This is a genomic window from Phytoactinopolyspora mesophila (assembly GCF_010122465.1).
In the GTDB taxonomy this organism is placed as follows: Bacteria; Actinomycetota; Actinomycetes; order Jiangellales; family Jiangellaceae; genus Phytoactinopolyspora; species Phytoactinopolyspora mesophila.
The window spans coordinates 1-17,426 of record NZ_WLZY01000017.1; the positions used below are offsets into that span (position 1 = coordinate 1).

The 17,426-nt window shown below is 66.7% G+C and carries 10 protein-coding genes and 1 pseudogene; 7 read left to right on the forward strand and 4 right to left on the reverse strand.

Going from position 1 to position 17,426, the window contains the following annotated elements; translation table 11 throughout:
- The first annotated feature begins 707 nt into the window (after positions 1-707).
- From ltrA to F7O44_RS28620, 5 genes and pseudogenes are all read left to right on the forward strand, one after another.
- Entirely contained in the window at positions 708-1,991 is a 1,284-nt protein-coding gene (gene ltrA / locus F7O44_RS28600) for a group II intron reverse transcriptase/maturase (RefSeq protein ID WP_162453749.1), read from the forward strand.
- A 74-nt stretch (positions 1,992-2,065) separates the two neighbouring features.
- Positions 2,066-2,254: pseudogene (locus F7O44_RS32395) on the forward strand (IS3 family transposase); the annotation flags it as partial.
- A 168-nt stretch (positions 2,255-2,422) separates the two neighbouring features.
- Positions 2,423-5,578: a UvrD-helicase domain-containing protein gene (locus tag F7O44_RS28610; protein ID WP_162453751.1), complete on the forward strand. Its 3,156-nt coding sequence runs from the start codon at positions 2,423-2,425 to the stop codon at positions 5,576-5,578.
- Positions 5,575-8,757, forward strand: a complete 3,183-nt coding sequence (locus tag F7O44_RS28615; RefSeq protein WP_162453752.1) for a UvrD-helicase domain-containing protein — start codon at positions 5,575-5,577, stop codon at positions 8,755-8,757. Before F7O44_RS28610 ends, F7O44_RS28615 begins: the two co-directional genes overlap by 4 nt.
- Positions 8,758-8,808: 51 nt before the next feature.
- The gene (locus F7O44_RS28620) at positions 8,809-9,762 is read left to right on the forward strand and encodes an NUDIX domain-containing protein (protein WP_162453753.1); all 954 of its coding nucleotides are present in this window, start codon (positions 8,809-8,811) and stop codon (positions 9,760-9,762) included.
- Between the two features lie 31 nt (positions 9,763-9,793).
- Here F7O44_RS28620 and deoD read toward each other — a convergent pair whose 3' ends face one another.
- Entirely contained in the window at positions 9,794-10,498 is a 705-nt protein-coding gene (deoD, locus tag F7O44_RS28625; protein ID WP_162453754.1) for a purine-nucleoside phosphorylase, read from the reverse strand.
- A gap of 82 nt (positions 10,499-10,580) precedes the next feature.
- Positions 10,581-12,860 carry an ATP-binding cassette domain-containing protein gene (locus tag F7O44_RS30820; protein WP_162453755.1) on the reverse strand — a complete coding sequence of 760 codons (2,280 nt, stop codon included), beginning with the start codon at positions 12,858-12,860 and terminating at the stop codon, positions 10,581-10,583.
- 318 nt (positions 12,861-13,178) lie between these two features.
- Here F7O44_RS30820 and nudC point away from each other — a divergent pair, with 318 nt between their 5' ends.
- Positions 13,179-14,114: an NAD(+) diphosphatase gene (gene nudC, locus F7O44_RS28635; protein WP_174256008.1), complete on the forward strand. Its 936-nt coding sequence runs from the start codon at positions 13,179-13,181 to the stop codon at positions 14,112-14,114.
- 78 nt (positions 14,115-14,192) lie between these two features.
- On the opposite strand, the gene F7O44_RS28640 is transcribed toward nudC, so the two are convergent.
- On the reverse strand, positions 14,193-14,447 hold the full coding sequence (locus F7O44_RS28640) for a mycoredoxin (RefSeq protein ID WP_162453756.1): 255 nt from the start codon (positions 14,445-14,447) through the stop codon (positions 14,193-14,195).
- A gap of 106 nt (positions 14,448-14,553) precedes the next feature.
- Between F7O44_RS28640 and F7O44_RS28645 the strand changes: the two genes are divergently transcribed.
- Positions 14,554-16,632 (forward strand): ATP-dependent DNA helicase UvrD2, encoded by a 2,079-nt coding sequence (locus F7O44_RS28645; RefSeq protein WP_174256009.1) that lies wholly within the window; start codon positions 14,554-14,556, stop codon positions 16,630-16,632.
- Here F7O44_RS28645 and F7O44_RS28650 read toward each other — a convergent pair whose 3' ends face one another.
- Positions 16,633-17,364: a haloacid dehalogenase type II gene (locus F7O44_RS28650; protein WP_162453758.1), complete on the reverse strand. Its 732-nt coding sequence runs from the start codon at positions 17,362-17,364 to the stop codon at positions 16,633-16,635.
- Positions 17,365-17,426 lie beyond the last annotated feature (62 nt).

Here is a 17,426-nt window from a genome sequence, read left to right on the forward strand (position 1 = left end):
CTTGAAGAAAGCTGCATCTTTCACTCAGACCGCGGCTCACAATATACTTCTGATAATTACAGCAAGAAGCTGAAGCAGCTTGGCATGCGGGCCTCACTTGGCCGGACCGGGATTTGTTACGATAACGGTGTGCCACGAGCGCGCCAGAAGGAGGCAGCGTGAGCTGACTTTGACTGGTGTGGTGCTGCGTTGGTGATGGAGGTAGGCCCTCCACGGTCGCTTTACAGGAAGAGGCCGTAAACCCCCGCGAGCTGCTGCGGTGAATGAGCCGTGGTGGTGAGCGTCGCGGAAAAGGCGCGCCGTGGAGCGCGTCAGGTGAGGACCGAGAAGGTGAACGAGAGTGAACCACCGATGAGGTGTCGAAATAGCATAGTTGACATCAAAACCAGAGTCCCGTTGTTGCTCTGGGAGCAGCCAGGAAGTTACCTGTCTACTGTCCTGGCGGTGTCCGGCATAGAGGTGGCACGAGCTCGGTCCAGGCGCCAGCGTGGAACGTGGGAACGCCTCGCTCCGACGTCGACCGCTTGTCGAGGGTCGAGAGGGAGAACTCCAAGCAGTAGAAGCTGTGAGGGGGAGAGTACCTGTGCGGAGCAGGCGGGCGGACCGCCTCGTAGTAGTGATGATGTTCCTGTAATGGGGGCGGAGCGAAGGGGGCGGGTTGTCGGGAGTGCGCCGTTCGGCCAACCGGTCTATCCGGGAGGAGCCGGGTGAGTGAACTCAAGGTGAAGGATAAACCGTTTGCCATTTCAAAGTGGTTGGTGTGGGAGGCATATAAGAAGGTCAAGGCCAACAAAGGCGCGCCTGGAGTAGATGGTCAGGCGATCGAGGAGTTCGAACAGAAACTGGAAAGTAACTTGTATCGGCTCTGGAATCGCCTGTCCTCGGGAACGTATTTCCCGCCTCCGGTGAAAGCTGTCGAGATACCGAAATCCGGTGGACGCGGAGTCCGTGTCCTAGGCATTCCGAGTGTGTCAGATCGCATCGCCCAGACAGCGGCCGCCATGATTCTGGAGGAGCGGGTGGAACCCATATTCCATCCAGATTCTTATGGTTATCGCCCTGGACGATCGGCTCTGGACGCGATTGGGGTGTGCCGGGAACGTTGTTGGAAGTATGGCTGGGTGATTGATTTGGATGTCCAGGCCTTTTTCGACAACGTCGATCATGCCCTGCTTGTACGGGCTGTCGAGCGGCATCTGGACGCGGAAACCCGGTGGGTGTTGTTGTATGTCCAACGGTGGCTGGTTGCGCCGTTGCAGACAGCAGACGGCACGCTTCAGGCGCGGGATCGGGGAACCCCTCAGGGATCTGCGATTTCTCCCGTCTTGGCGAATCTGTTCATGCACTACGCGTTCGACACGTGGCTGTCGCGGGAACATCCGCGGGTCGCGTTCGAACGATACTGTGATGACGCGGTGGTTCATTGCGTCAGCCAGAACCACGCGCAGCGGGTTCTGGCTGACCTGCGGTTGCGGATGGAAGAGGTCGGGTTGCGCTTGCATCCTGACAAGACGCGGATCGTGCACTGCCAGGACGCGCGTCGCCCGGGTGCTCATCAGCACACGAGCTTCACGTTCCTGGGCTACACGTTCCGTCCGCGACTGGCAAAGAACCACGAGGGCACCCACTTCGTGGGGTTCATTCCAGCGGTCAGCCGAGACGCCCTGACCTCAATGGGCGGGGTCGTGCGTTCGTGGCACATCGGCCGACACAGTGACCTTTCCTTGAACGACCTCGCGGAAAAGATCAACCCGGTCGTTCGAGGTTGGATCAACTATTACGGGCGGTTCTACAAGTCCGCGTTGATCCCCTTCCTACAGCGCCTCAACGTACTTTTGGTGCGTTGGGCCTGCCGAAAATTCAAACGGTTTCGTCGACGTCCCAAATGGGCGCGGGAGTTCCTTGCGGGTGTAGCTCGCCGGGAACCATCCCTATTCGTACACTGGGCCTTCGGCGTTAAACCCTCCAGCTCGACAATGGGAGCCGTGTAAATCGAGAGGTTTACGCACGGTTCTACGAGAGCCTGGGGGTGTGATTCCCCCGGGCTACTCACCCGCTCGCTGAATCCTTCAATTCCATGTTGAAGATCGAACGTGTCTATCGTCACGTGTATCCGACACGGAAGAAGGCCCAGAAAGATATTGCCAATTACATCGAGGTGTTCTATAATCGTAAACGAATCCATTCAGGGATCGACTACAAGACTCCGCAAGAAGTCCGCAACGAATACCTGAATCGGCAGCTCGCAGCGTAACCGTCCGCAAATGGAGCGGTCCGGAAAGCTCCGGGCAGCCCACAATCCACCCACGGACACGACAGAAGCGCCTCATTTAGGTGGGAGGGCGTGGGGTCTGTCGGTGGTCGATGGTGGGATGGGCATGTCGAACAGTCCGACGGGTTCAGCGTGAAGGGAGCTGCCGGCGTGAGGACATCTGAGGTGCGCCTGGTTCGCCCCAAGCGCGCACCGGTCGGGGCGCCGTCGCTCGATGAATCGCAACGCCGGGTGGTCGAGTACCGGGGCGGTCCGCTGCTGGTCCTGGCCGGTCCGGGTACCGGGAAGACCACAACGCTGATCGAAGCCGTGGCGCACCGGGTCGAACACGACGGCTTGGATCCCGAGCAGGTACTCGTCCTGACCTTCAGCCGCCGCGCGGCCGCTGAGCTGCGTGAACGCATTGCCCGGCGGTTAGAACGCACGGTCCGTGAGCCGCTGGCCCGCACGTTCCACTCATATGCGTTCGGGCTGTTGCGCCGGGAGGCCGTACACAGCGGCGACGCCACCCCACGGCTGATCTCCGGTGCGGAGCAGGACCTCCTGGTCCGCGATCTGCTGCGTGGCGACGTGGAGGAGCTCGGCGCCGGGTACTGGCCGCGAAAGCTGCATCGAGCCCTGCTGACCAGAGGGTTCGCCAGAGAGCTCCGCGACTTGCTGATGCGCGCGGCAGAGCGCGGGCTGAGCCCGGACGACCTCGCTGAGATCGGCCGGCGGCATGGCCGGGAGGACTGGGTCGCGGCAGCCAGGTTCGCGCACCAGTATTCCGGGGTGACGGCGCTGCGCAATCCGCCCTCCTACGACCAAGCCGAACTCGTCCGCTCGGCCTCCGGCCTGCTACGCGAAGATCCGGAGCTGCTGGCTCGGGAACGGGCCGCACGCCGGCTCGTGGTGGTGGACGAGTACCAGGATTCTGATCCAGCCCAGGAAGAGCTGCTGTACCTGCTCACCGGCGGTGGCCGAGACCTGCTGGTAGTGGGCGACCCCGACCAGTCCATCTACGGGTTTCGCGGCGCCGAAGTCGATGGCCTGCGCCGCTTCCCGGACCGTTTTCCCTCCGCCGACGGCCGGCCGGCGCCGGTTTTCACCCTGAGCCATTCCCGACGCTGCGGTCCGGGCCTGCTGGAAGCGTCGCGACGGGTCGCCACCCGGCTCGGCGGTCAGTACAAACATCGGCAGCTACAGGCGGCCGACCCGTATGCCCCGGCGGATGTCTCCGTGCATGTGCTCAGCAGCCCGAGCCAGGAAGCGGCCTTCATAGCCGCGAGGCTGCGCGAGGCCCATCTGATGCACGGTGTTCCTTGGTCGTCCATGGCCGTCTTGGTACGTGCGTCGGCGTCCATACCCGTGTTGCGGCGGGCCCTGATCGGAGCGGGCGTGCCAGCCAGAGTCAGGCTCGAGGAGATCCCGCTGGTGGACCAGCCGGCGGTGCGGGCGCTGCTGTGCATGTCTGACGTCGCCATCGATGCTCGCAAGCTCGATCAGGAGCTGGCTTTCGACTTGGTCACCGGACCGTTCGGTGGTGCTGATCCACTGGTGCTGCGGCGGCTGCGTCAAGAGTTGCGGCACCACGAACTCGCAGCCGGCGGTGGCCGTGCCTCGGGAGAGCTGTTGGTGGAAGCGCTCGAGCAACCGGCGGTGCTCGTTCCGCTCGATGACGCTGCCGTCGCCCCGGCCGCGCAGATCGGCCGGCTGATCGCCGCCGGCCGCGAAGCCGCAGAAACGCCCGGCGCCACCGCTGAGGACGTCCTGTGGGCGGTGTGGTCGGCTTCGGGCCTTGGCCGCCGCTGGGCGCGTACGGCGCTGTCCGGTGGCCGCGCCGGGCAGGCCGCCGACCGTGACCTCGATTCCGTGCTGGCACTGTTCGACGCGGCTGCGCGGTATGTCGACCGGATGCCGGGCGCCGGGCCGGCCGGTTTTCTCGAACACATTCGGGGCCAGCAGATCCCGTCCGATTCGCTCACCGGCGGGCCGGGCCGAGGCGAGTCAGCTGACACCGTGACGGTGCTGACGGCGCATGCCGCCAAGGGGCTGGAGTGGGATGTCGTCGCAGTGCCGGGGGTACAGGAAGGAGTCTGGCCCGACCTTCGCGAACGCGGCAGCCTGCTGGGCACAGAAGAGCTGGTGGACATCGTCGCCCGCCGGGACGCCTCCGCTGTCACGAGAGCCAGCGCCAGGCTGGCCGAAGAGCGCCGGCTGTTCTACGTCGCCGTGACACGTGCCCGCCGGCGTCTGGTCGTCACTGCCGTGTCCAACGAAGACGAACAACCGTCCAGATTCCTCGACGATCTCGACCCGCTGTCTGCCGACGCTCCGCCTGAGCGGGTGGTGGAGCAGCCAGGACGAGGGCTCAATCTGTCGTCGCTGACTGCCGAGCTGCGCCGCACCGTGTGCGACCCCGCCGAGTCGTTGGCCCGCCGGCAGGCCGCGGCGGTGCATCTGAACCGGCTGGCGGCCGAGGGTGTACCGCAGGCGGATCCGGATCAGTGGTACGGGCTGCGCGAGCTGTCGGTGGCCGATCCGGTGGTCGAACCGGGCGAGCCGGTGCGGGTCTCGCCGTCGAAAGTTGAGGAGTTCAACCGATGTGAGCTTCGCTGGTTGCTCAAGTCGTGTGGCGCCACCGATTCCGACATGACCCGCGCCGGCGTTGGATCCCTGGTACACGACCTCGCCGAGAAAGCTGTGACCCACCAGTGGTCCGAGCAAGCCATGCTCGTCGAGCTCGACCGCGCCTGGCCGGGCATCGACGCCGGCGAGGGGTGGGTGGCCGCGCGGGAGTACCAGCGGGTGCGGGAGATGATTCAGCGGCTTGCGCGCTGGATGCAGGCGAATCCGCGCCGGCTGGTCGGTGTGGAGCTCGACTTCGACGTTCAGGTGGGGCGTGCCCGCTTGGTGGGCCGGGTGGACCGGCTCGATGCCGACGACGACGGCCGCCTCGTCGTCGTCGACTACAAGACTGGCAAGAGCGCGCCCACCGCTGCCGAGATGAACGAGCACGCCCAGCTCGCCGTCTACCAGGTGGCCGTGGAGGAAGGTGCTTTTGACGAAGCAGCCGGGGGCCGACGGCGCTCCGGTGGGGCCAGCCTGGTACAGCTGGGTAAGCCGTCCCGGGGCGAGGCCCGCGAACAGCGCCAGTCCCCGCTGGCCGATGCGGATGAATCGCGGTGGGCTCACAAGCTGCTGGAACAGACCGCCGACGGCATGGCGCAGCCGGTGTTTCATGCCCGGCGCGGCCAGTGGTGCGGGTTCTGTCCGGCCCGGCCGTCGTGCCCGGTCTTCCCCGAGGGTGAGCAGGTGACCTCGTGAAGATCACACCGGGTGAGCTGGCCCGGAGGCTCGACCAACCGGAGCCGACGCCGGAACAGACCGCCGCGATCGCTGCCCCGCTCGAACCAGGCGTGATCATCGCCGGAGCGGGATCGGGCAAGACCGAGACCATGGCGGCGCGAGTCGTGTGGCTCGTGGCCAACGGGCTGGTCCGGCCTGAGCAAGTGCTGGGACTCACCTTCACCCGCAAAGCGGCGCGAGAACTGGCGGCGCGGGTACGACGGCGGCTGCAGCAGCTGGCGGCGCGCGGCATCATCGACGCCGCCGACGGGCTCCTCGACGGCGAGCCAACGGTAGCCACCTACGACGCCTACGCAGGCCGGATCGTCGCGGAACATGCGTTGCGGCTGGGCCGCGAACCTGGGGCGCGGCTGATCACCGAGGCCGAGGCGTGGCAGTACTCCCAGCGAGTAGTGTCCACCTACGACGGCCCCATGGACGCCGTCGAGTACGCCCCCTCCACCGTGGTCGCCAAGGTACTTGCGCTGCATGGCGAGCTGGCCGGGCATCTTGTCGCTCCCGACCAGCTCGGTGCCTATGCCGCAGGCCTCCGGGCAGAGATCGAGGCCCGTCCGCGGGCCAAAGGGCAGCGAACCAAGGCCGATGTCTACGCCGACGTCGACAAGGCACTCAACGTGCAGGATGCCCGTGCCGCCATGATGCCGCTGGTCACGGCGTTCCGGGAACGTAAGCGTCTGGACGAGGTCGTCGATTTCGCCGACCAAGCAGAACTCGCGGCGGTGCTGGCAGACACCTTCCCCGAGGTAGGCGAGACCGAGAGCGCGGCGTACCGCGTGGTGTTACTCGACGAGTACCAGGACACCAGTCATACCCAGCTGGTTCTGCTGCGGGCGTTGTTCGGCGGGGGACACCCTGTCACAGCTGTGGGTGATCCCTGCCAGTCCATCTATGGCTGGCGCGGGGCCAGCGCGGGGACGCTCTCGTCGTTCCGGCGCCAGTTCCCGAACGCGCGCGACGAGCCGGCCCGGCTGGATTCGCTGACCACCAGTTTCCGCAATGGCGCGCAGATTCTCGAGGTGGCGAACCAGCTGTCGGAGCCGCTGCGCCAAGAAGGCATGGAGGTGCCCGAACTCTCGGCTTTCAGTGGGCTGCCTGCCAGTGATGTCGTCGTCGGCCTGCATCTCACCGTGGAAGACGAAGCCGCCGATGTCGCCCGTCGGGCGCGGGCTTTCTGGGATGCTTCACCGCCTGGCCGCTCGGTGGCGGTACTCGTACGTAACCGCAGCCAGATTCCTCGTCTCGAAACAGCCTTGCGGGCCGTCGATCTCCCGGTCGAGGTCGTGGGCGTGGGCGGTCTGCTCGCCACCCCGGAAGTCGGTGATGTCGTCGCCACCTTGCGGGTGATCTCCGATCCAGGCCGTGGCGATGCGCTCATGCGGCTGCTGACCGGTGCACGCTGGCGGATTGGGCCACGCGATCTCGACGCGCTGGCACGGTGGGCTCGCCGGCTCGACGGCCCGCGCAGCCGGCTCGAGGCGCCGGACACAGCGGCCCCGGACGAGATCGACCAGCTCAGCATCGTCGACGCGCTGGACGCGCTGCCTGGGCCGCAGTGGTTCTCCGAAGAGGGGTACCGGAGGCTGTCCGAGCTGGCCGACGAACTGCGTGGGCTCCGGCGTCGCGCTGGGCAGTCCCTGACCGAGCTGGTGCACGACGTCGAATGGGTACTCGGCCTCGATGTTGAGGTCGCCGCGCGCCGGGGCCCGGGTGGCCGGGTCAACCTGGACCGTTTTCTCGACGTCGCCTCGGAGTTCGAGGGCACCGCGCAGACCGCTACCCTTCCGGCATTTCTGGCCTATCTCGAGGCTGCCGAGACCGCCGAGCGCGGGTTGGCCCCGGGGGAAGTGGAAGTCTCTGGAGACCGGGTTCAGGTTCTCACCGTCCACGGTGCCAAAGGCCTCGAATGGGACGCCGTCTTCGTCACCGGGATGGTCGAGGGCATCTTCCCGGCGGGACGCGACAAGGACAAGGCCTGGCTCGGTGATCCCGGCGAGCTGCCCTATCCGCTGCGAGGCGACGCGACCGCCCTGCCGCGCCTGGACGTCGCCGGCGCCAAAGACCAGAAAGAGGTCAAGGAGGCGGTCGAGCACTTCATGGTCGAAGCCGCCGAGGCCGGCCGGCTGGAAGAACGCAGGCTTGCGTACGTGGCCGTGACTCGCGCGCGGTCCTTGCTAGTGTGTAGTGGGTACCGGTGGGACGACGCGGTACGGGCTCGTGAGGTGTCCCCGTTCCTGAACGAGATCCGTGCGGCCTGCGGCAAGGGTGCGGGCGAGATCGCCGTCTGGACCGATGAGCCGGGCGAGGACAACCCGCTGCTGGCTGGCGAGCAGCTGTGGCCGTGGCCGTACGATCCCCTGGGTGCGCGGCGGGCAGTGCTAGAAGAAGGCGCGGCGCTGGTGCGGGAGACGGCGCGCAGCGAGCTCGATCTCGAGACGGCCGCGGCGATGGCCGAGTGGGACGACGAAGTCACCCGGTTGCTGGGGGAACGTGAACGGCAGCGGCAGGACCGCCGGATCGAGATCGACTTGCCGGGCCACCTGTCGGTTTCCCAGCTGGTCAGACTTCGGGAGAACCCGGATGGCCTGGCCCGCGAACTGCGCCGGCCGGTGCCCCGCGCGCCCGCGCCATTGGCCCGGCGGGGAACCCTGTTTCATACCTGGCTCGAGACCCGCTGGGGCTCGCCGCGGCTGGTGGATATCGACGAGCTGCCCGGCTCCGCTGACGAAGGCGCGGCTCCTGATCGCGAGATCGCCGAACTCCAGGACGCATTCCTGGCCTCTGAGTGGGCGGAACGCACGCCAGCAGAGGTGGAGGCACCCTTCGAGTTGCTGGTCGGCGGCGTGCTGCTGCGTGGTCGGGTCGATGCCGTCTTCAATGTCGAAGGCGGTGGCGTCGAGGTCGTGGACTGGAAGACGGGCCGGCCGCCGAAAGATGCGGCCGACGAAGCCGTGAAGACCGTCCAGCTGGCTGCCTACCGGCTGGCTTTCGCCCGGCTTCGGGGCCTTCCCGTCGAGCAAGTGGGCGCCGCGTTCCATTACGTGCGGGAGAACTTCACGTTGCGCCCGGCTGATCTCCTCGGTGAAGGCGAGCTGGAAGCGCTGGTCACAGACGTGCCGTCGCCCACGGAGATGTCCTGAGTGCGAGACGACCGTTGATCTTTGCGACGATTACCGGAACACTGACCTATCGTGACGACTGAGCTGACGCCCCTGCGCCGGATAGCCGCGTATGCGGTCTGCTCCGATGAGCAAGATCGCATTCTGCTCGTGAGGGAGTCGGCGCGCTCCGGCACTCCAGGGGTGTGGACGTTACCCGGCGGCGGGGTCACACAGGGCGAACAGCCGCAGTCGGCGATGGCCCGGGAAGCCGCTTCGGAAACCGGCGTCGAACTCGAGGTGGACTCGATCATCGACGTCGTGGCCGACACCCGTGAACTGCGCCACCGCGGTGTCACACTGCATACCGACCGGATCATCTTCGGTACCCGCGCCACCAACGGCGCCGCCCTCCACATCCACTCGCCCATGGTGGACGAGGCCGCGTGGCTCACCGTGGAGGAGGCATCGGCGGTGCAGCTGCGCCCTTTTGTGGCGCAGGTGCTGAAGCTGCCGTTGTCCGCGGTTGACCTGCCGCCGGAGCAAATGCCTGAGCTTCCGGGTTTTCACATCGTCGAGTCGAACGGAAGACCAACGGTGCAGAGGTTCGCCGTCTACGGGCTGGTGCGTGACCCGTTCGGCCGGGTGCTGCTGACACAGGTGGCCGAGGGTTACCCCGGTGCCGGATCGTGGCATCTTCCCGGCGGCGGAACCGACTTCGGCGAGCAACCGGCCCATGGGCTGCTGCGTGAGCTCGAGGAGGAGACAGCTCAAGTGGGCCGGGTGCGCAGGTTGCTTGGCGTGGCCAGTCACCATGAGCCCGAGCAGCTCGGGCCGGAGGGTTTCCCCATCGACTGGCACGGCGTCCGGCCGTACTACGACGTCGTCGTTGACGAGCCGAAGCCGTTGCGGGTCGTAGAACAGGGCGGCTCCACGGTCGGCGCGCGCTGGTTCACTCCGGACGAGGCGTCGTGGCTGTCGCTGACCGCCGTGACCGCCGAGGCGTTCGACGCGGCTGACCTTTCGAGCGAGATCCCGCGCCGCTGACGAGTGGTTCCGAGGCGGTGCGGGCGGGCGGTCAACCCGTGACGGCGTCGAGCGTCAGCTCGGCCATCGCGGCGAAGCTGCGTTCACGTTCTTCCGCGGGCAGGTGTTCCCCAGTGACGAGGCTGTCGCTGACCGTACACACCGCGAGCGCGCGGGCGCCGAACTTCGCCGCCAGCGTGTACAACGCTGCCGCTTCCATTTCCGCCGCGATCACGCCGTACTCGGTGAGCTGGTCGCGCAGTTCCGGGCGATCCATGTAGAAGGCGTCGGTGCTGAATATCTGCCCCACATGGTGCCGGACCCCGGCCGACTCCGCGCGTTCGACGAAGGCCCGGGCAAGCGAGAAGTCCGCGACGGGCGCGAAGTCGAGGCCCTGGAACCGCAGGAGATTCGCCGACGAGTCGGTGCATGCGCTCAGGCCGATCACGAGATCCCGGATGCCGACCGACTCCACCATCGCCCCGCACGAGCCGACCCGGACCAGGGTGCGCGCGCCGTACTCGGCGAGCAGCTCATGTACATAGATCGACAGCGACGGCTGGCCCATGCCGGTGCCCTGGACGGAGATGCGCTGGCCCCGGTACGTGCCGGTGTAACCCAGCATGTTGCGGATCTTCGTGTAGCAGACGGGGTTCTCCAGATACGTGGTGGCGATCCACTCGGCGCGTAGTGGATCGCCTGGCAGTAGCACTGTCTCTGCGATCTGGCCCGGTTCGGCGGCGATATGGGTGCTCACGACAGATGACGTTACCGGGTCCCGGCCGGCCGCGGCGCGAGAGGCCCGCGATGCCACACGCCTCGACCGGCCGGGCCAGGGGTCAGGCCGCGACGGCGCGCCGGAGGTACTCGCCGGTGTGAGAGTCCGGTGCCTCGAGCAGTTGTGCAGCTGTGCCCTCGAACACGACTCGCCCGCCTCCGCTACCGCCGTCGGGCCCGAGATCGACGATCCAGTCGGCATGGGCGATCACATCGAGATCGTGTTCGATGACGATCACGGTGCTGCCGCGCTCGACCAGCCGGTCCAAGACTTCGAGCAACCGCTCGATGTCGGAGAGATGCAGACCTGTGGTGGGCTCGTCCAGGACGTAGACCGCACCCTCTCGGTGCAGCTCTGTCGCCAGCTTGATCCGCTGGCATTCACCTCCGGACAAGCTGGTCAGAGGCTGTCCGAGGCGAAGGTAGTCGAGACCGACGTCGACGACAGCCTGGAGGATGGGTTGTACCTTGCGTTGGCCGGCGAAGAACTTCAGGGCCTCGGCAACCGGCATCTCGAGGACGTCGCTGATGGTAGCTCCGTCGAGATGGTAGGCGAGGACCTCGTCGGTGAACCGGCGTCCATGACAGGAGTCGCACGTGGACGTGACCCCTTCCAGGAACGCGAGGTCGGTATAGATGACGCCCGCACCCTGACAGGTCTCGCAGGCTCCGGTCGAGTTGGCGCTGAACAACGACGGGCTGACCCCGTTGGCCCGGGCGAACGCCCGGCGGATCGGATCGAGCGCGCCGGTGTAGGTCGCGGTGTTCGACCGGCGATTGGCCGTCGGGGCGGATTGATCGACGACGACGGCGCCGGGATGTTGCACACAGAACACGCCGTGGATCAGGGACGACTTCCCGGAGCCGGCCACCCCGGTGACGGCGGTCAGCACGCCGGTGGGCAACTCGAGGCTGACGTTCTGGAGATTGTGTACCCGCGCGTTGGTGACCGGCAGCATCCCGGTGGGCTTGCGTGGATGCGGCTTGGGGGTGGGGCGGGCTTCGATGTGCCGGCCGGTGAGTGTCGGGGCGGCTTTGAGCTCGTCAACAGTACCGGTGAACACGACGTGCCCGCCGTCGGCGCCGGCTCCAGGGCCGATGTCGATGACATGATCCGCTGCCGCGATGACATCACGGTCGTGCTCGACCACAAGCACAGTGTTGCCGTTGTCGCGGAGCTTCATCAGCAGGTCTGTCAGTCGGTGCACGTCGCGTGCGTGCAGTCCGACGCTGGGCTCGTCGAAGACATACAGCATGTCGGTAAGAGTGCTGGCCAGATGGCGGACCAGCTTGATTCGTTGTGACTCGCCGCCGGAGAGGGTGCCGGTGGGCCGGTCCAGGCTCAGGTAGCCGAGACCGATGTCCACGAGATGCTGCACCCGGTGGGTGAGGGCGTCGACCACTGGCGCCACGTTCTCGATGTTCAGCCCGGCCAGCACCTTCACCAATTCGGCGGCTTCCATCGAGGACAGTTCCGCGATGCCGTAGCCGGATACCCGGCAGGCCAGAGCAGCTGGCTTCAAGCGCGCACCGTGGCATGCGGGGCAGGTGACCGACGTGGTGAACTCAGCCGCCATCCGGCGGGTCCGCTCGGCCATCTCGGCGGCGTCTCGCTGGATGTACAGGCGCCGGAACTTGGCGGCCGCGCCCTCGTAGGACGCATTCATCTGCTGGCCGTCGTCGCCGATCGGTACGGAGCCTTCGGTTGCTTCCAGGAGGGCGTGGCGCTCGTCGTCGGTGTATTCGCCGATCTGCTTGTCGGGGTCGAAGCGCCCGGAGCTGACGTAGATCTGCCAGACCCACGTGTCGACCTTGAACAGCGGTGCCAGCAGGCCGCCGTCGTTGAGAGACTTGGCCGGGTCGATGAACGTCTCCATGTCGATGTCGACGATCTCGCCGAGCCCTTCGCAGTCCGGACACATGCCTTCGGGCTTGTTGAAGGAGAACTCGTTGGAGTAGCCGACGTAAGGTTCGCCGGCGCGGGAGAAGAGCAGCCGCAGCAGCGGCGCGATGTCGGTGATCGTGCCGACCGTTGAGCGTGAGCCGCCGCCGAGCCGGTGCTGGTCGACGACGATCGCGGCGGAGAGATTCTCGATCATGTCGACGTCGGGATGCCCGTAGCTCGGCAGGAAGCCGCGGGCGAATGCGGTGAATGTCTCGTTGAGCTGCCGCTGCGCCTCCGCGGCGACGGTGTCGAAGACCAGTGACGACTTCCCTGATCCGGAGACGCCGGTGACCACGGTCAGCTGCCGTTTCGGTATGCCGACCGTGACGTCGGCCAAGTTGTGCTCGCGTGCGCCCGTGACGCGAATCCATTCGGTGGCGGTCTCTGCCTGGGTCATCCACACTCCCTCTCAATAATGCGTACGCCGTACTCTACAACGACTCGGTACGCCGTACGCAATGTTGCGCCAGCGGCTGCTGGTGAATAGGCCGCACTTGCGCTCCCTGCGTGACTGTAGTGACTCTTGGGCTACTAGACAAATTTGATTAGTGAGTTATTCCCACCCCCGGCGCGACTTCAATACCGTGAGGTGACCTAAAGGGCCTGCCACGGCCCATATCGCCAACTCACGGTATTGAAGTGGGGGCTCATCGAGGCTCGCCCGCGTTCGCGAGGTCCCTCAGGCGCGACATTGGTACGCCACTAGGCTCAGGACGTGCCCGACGAATACTCCTTGCGTAGCCCGCTCGCCCTCTCCCGATCCACTGCGGACCGGGCCGCGCATCTGCGACGCGACACCGAATGGCTCGGCAAGGCCTGGAGTGACCCGGCGACGCGTGTACTAGTGGTCGACGACGGGCGGGTGCGGGTTCGCGGCGACGCGCTCTGCTTCGTCGGCCCGGGGGACGCGCCGGACGGCGAGCGTTACTTGCTCGGCGTCGACGATGACACCGTTTACCTCGCCGTGCACGCGCCCGGCGCACTCGGGTCATCGGACGACGGCGGTTCGGGCACCACAAACCCGCCGGCCGCGGCAGCCACGCTGCGCGAGGCCGGAACGTCGCTGAATGACCGGGACGCGGGCCTTGCCGTACACGCCATCGCGCTGGCCAACTGGCATGCGACGCACACCCATTGCCCGAGATGCGGGCATCCGACGGTGGTCACCGAGGCCGGGCACGTGCGGCGCTGCCCGGCCGACGGCTCCGATCACTACCCACGGGTGGACCCAGCGGTGATCATGCTGGTGGTCGACGAGAACGACCGATGCCTGCTCGGCCGGCAGCGAGGCTGGCCGGACGGGCGCTACTCCACACTCGCCGGTTTCGTGGAGCCGGGTGAGACACCGGAGCGGGCGGTTGTGCGGGAGGTGGCCGAAGAGGTGGGCATCACGGTCAACAGCTGCCGGTATGCGGGGGCGCAGCCGTGGCCGTTCCCGTCCAGCTTGATGCTCGGGTACTACGCGACCGCAGCCGGCGACGCCCCCCGGCCTGACGGCGACGAGATCGAGGACGCCCGGTGGTTCAGCCGCGCCGACCTGGAAGCGGCTTGGTCCTCTGGCGAGATCAGGACACCGACGCCGGTCTCGATCGCGAGCCGGCTGGTCGAAGGATGGTTCGGCGACACGTTTCCGGCCAGAGCCTCCCGGTGATCGTGAGCTGATCCGTGTCGCTATGGCGGCGTAATCCTGCTCACGATCACGATGCGGGGTGCCGAGTTTTGCTCACGATCACCGAGTGGCGGCAAGCTCCGCCAGTTTCGCCCTGACCTCGTTCGGGTGCGGGTTGGTCAGCGCGCTGCCATCCGCGAATACCAGGGTCGGCACGGTCGCGTTGCCCTTGTTGAGGCTCATGACCAGTTCAGCGGATCTCGGGTCGGCCTCGATATCCACCTCGTCGAAGGTGAGGCCATCCCTGTTCAGGATGCCCTTCAAACGATGGCAGTAGCCGCACCACGGGGTGCTGTACATGGTGAACTGCGACATTCGGTTCTCTCCTGGTCAACGACGATCCGGCCGTGCTCACTTCGCACAACAAGACACGACCACCGTGTGTTCCGGGCTGTCGGGCCGAGGTGCCAGGATGGGGTGCATGGCTGTTCCCGACGTGCTCTCTGCCCTGGACCCCGAGCAGCTCGAGGTAGCAGCCGCGCTGACCGGCCCGGTGTGTGTCATCGCAGGTGCGGGCACCGGTAAGACGCGTGCCATCACCCACCGCATCGCGCACGGCGTGCTGACCGGCACGTTCGATCCGCGGCGCGTGCTGGCTGTCACGTTCACCACGCGGGCGGCGGGAGAGATGCGTGGGCGGTTGCGCTCACTGAACGTCGAGGGTGTGCAGGCGCGCACCTTCCACTCGGCGGCGCTACGGCAAGCTCGTTACTTCTGGCCGCAGATCACCGGATCGGAGCTGCCGGAGATCACCCGGAGCAAACTGTCGATCGTCGGGGCGGCAGCCACCCGTTGCCGGGTTGCCACCGACCGGGCTGTTCTCCGTGACCTGGCCTCAGAGATCGAATGGGCGAAGGTCAGCAACGTTCTGGCTGAGCAGTACGCGGCCGCGGCCACGTCGGCGCACCGCGAAGTCGGCGGCGTCGATGCCGAAACCGTCGCGCGGGTCTACGCGGCGTACGAAGACCTCAAGTCCGACCGCGGGCAGATGGACATGGAAGACATTCTGCTGGCTGCCGTTGGTCTGCTCGATGCCAATCCAGGCGTGGCCGAGGCGGTCCGGGCTCAATACCACCACTTTGTGGTCGACGAGTATCAAGACGTGTCGCCGCTGCAGCAACGGCTGCTCGACCTATGGCTCGGAGAACGAAACGACATCTGCGTCGTGGGCGATGCGGCGCAGACCATCTACTCGTTCGCCGGCGCCCGGCCTGATTACCTGCTGGACTTTCCCAAGCGGTACCCCACCGCGGCCACTATCAGGCTGTTCCGGGATTACCGTTCCACGCCGCAGGTGGTGAACGTCGCCAACGCGGTCCTGAAGCAGGCTGCGGACGGTGCGCCGGGCATGGTGCTCGAAGCGCAGCGCCCACCTGGCCCGGAGGCTGTCTTTCTCGAGCATGCCGACGAGGTAGCCGAAGCCGAATGGGTGGCAGCTGAAGCGGCACGGCTCGTCGCAACCGGGGTTCCGGCGCGGGAGATCGCGGTGCTTTTCCGGGTCAACGCCCAATCCGAGAACTACGAGCAGGCGCTCTCCGATGCCGGCATCGCCTACGTGGTGCGGGGGGCTGAGCGTTTCTTCGACCGGCCGGAGGTCCGCCAGGCGGCGATGCTTCTGCGGGGGGCTGTCCGTGGCGGTGATGCACCTGATGGCGCTCCTGACGCGGCGGCAGCTACCGCGGCGGTGCTGTCGGCGGCCGGATGGTCGGCCAAGCCGCCCGCCGGAGGCGGTGCCACCCGCGAACGCTGGGAGTCGCTGGCCGCGGTGGTGGCATTGGCCGAAGACGTGGTGGCGCAGCGGCCGGACGCCCAGCTGGCTGACGTCGTCGCCGAGCTCGAGGCCCGGGCCACGGCGCAACACGCGCCCATGGCTGACGGCGTCACGCTGGCGTCATTGCATGCCGCCAAAGGGCTCGAGTGGGATGCGGTCTTCGTCGTAGGGGTCCACGAAGGCACCTTACCGCTGAACTATGCCGAGACTCCGGCTCAGATCGAAGAAGAGCGGCGACTGCTCTATGTCGGTGTGACGCGCGCCCGGGAGCATCTGTCGGTCTCGTGGTCGTTGTCCCGGCAGCCCGGCGGGCGGGGTTCGCGGCGGCCGAGCAGGTTCCTCGACGGCATCCGGCCCGGGAACGGCAACCGGACACCAGTGTCGGCGCCATCGGTCAAGGGCCGGAACCGGAAGGCTCCCGCCAGATGCAGAAGCTGTGGGACGGCGCTGGTCGACGCGGCGTCGCGCAAGCTCGGCCGGTGTGGCGACTGCCCGTCGACCATGGACGAGGCCTTGTTCGAGCGGCTGAGGGAATGGCGGCTGGAGCGAGCTCAGCAGCAGAAGGTGCCGGCCTACGTGGTGTTCACCGACGCCACCTTGACGGTGATCGCCGAGACGAAGCCCACAGACGAAGCCGGCCTGATGGCCCTTCCGGGCGTGGGGCGGACCAAGCTGGAGCGATACGGCGCTGATGTGCTGGAGTTGTGCCGTGCGGCCGGTGTGCGATAGTCACGGCCGTCGTCCGCCGTGGCGTGCGGCTGAGACAGGTTGCCCGGCGAACAGCGTGTTGACCAGTTCGTCGAGCCCGTTGAACCGCCAGTCGAATGTGTCGGAGCCGGCGGGTGGATCCCCGCCTGGTCGCTGGACATATGCGGTCCGCATGCCCGCCTCCTGGGCTCCGCGAAGGTCCCAGGCGTGGGCGGCCACCATCAGCATGTTTTCTGCCCGGCATCCGGCGGTGTCGACCGCGAGTTGGTAGACCTCCGGTGCCGGCTTGTAGGCCAGGACAGTCTCGGCAGACAACGCCTGGTGCCAGCGCAGGCCGGCGCGGGCGTTGAGTCGTAGCAGAGCCGTGCGGCTGGCGTTGGAGAGCCCGATCACGAGGAACCGCTGCGTGAGGCGGTCGAGCCCCGCGACAGAGTCGTCCCAGGGAGGCAACCGCTGACCAGCGGTAGCCAGCCGGTTGATGGCCCCTGGATCGGTGAGGCCGGCATGTTCGGCTACGCGTCGCGCGGCCTCTGCGTCGATGAAATCAGTGTTCACGTAGGCCCGCTGCCCGCGGGCGATGCGTTGCTGCTCGAGTTCGACATGTCGCTGCCACAAGAAGAGCAACTCTTCGACAGTTGCGGCGTCGCACCCGGGCAAGGCCTCGCGAATCCCCGCTCGAAGCCCGCTGGACTGGTCGAGCAGTGTCCCGAGGATGTCGAAGACGACGACCTCGATGTCGTTGATGTTGGCCATCCGTTCACCTGTTTCCAAAAGGCGTCACCAGTTTAACTGGTGACGATTTTGTCAGCACTTGA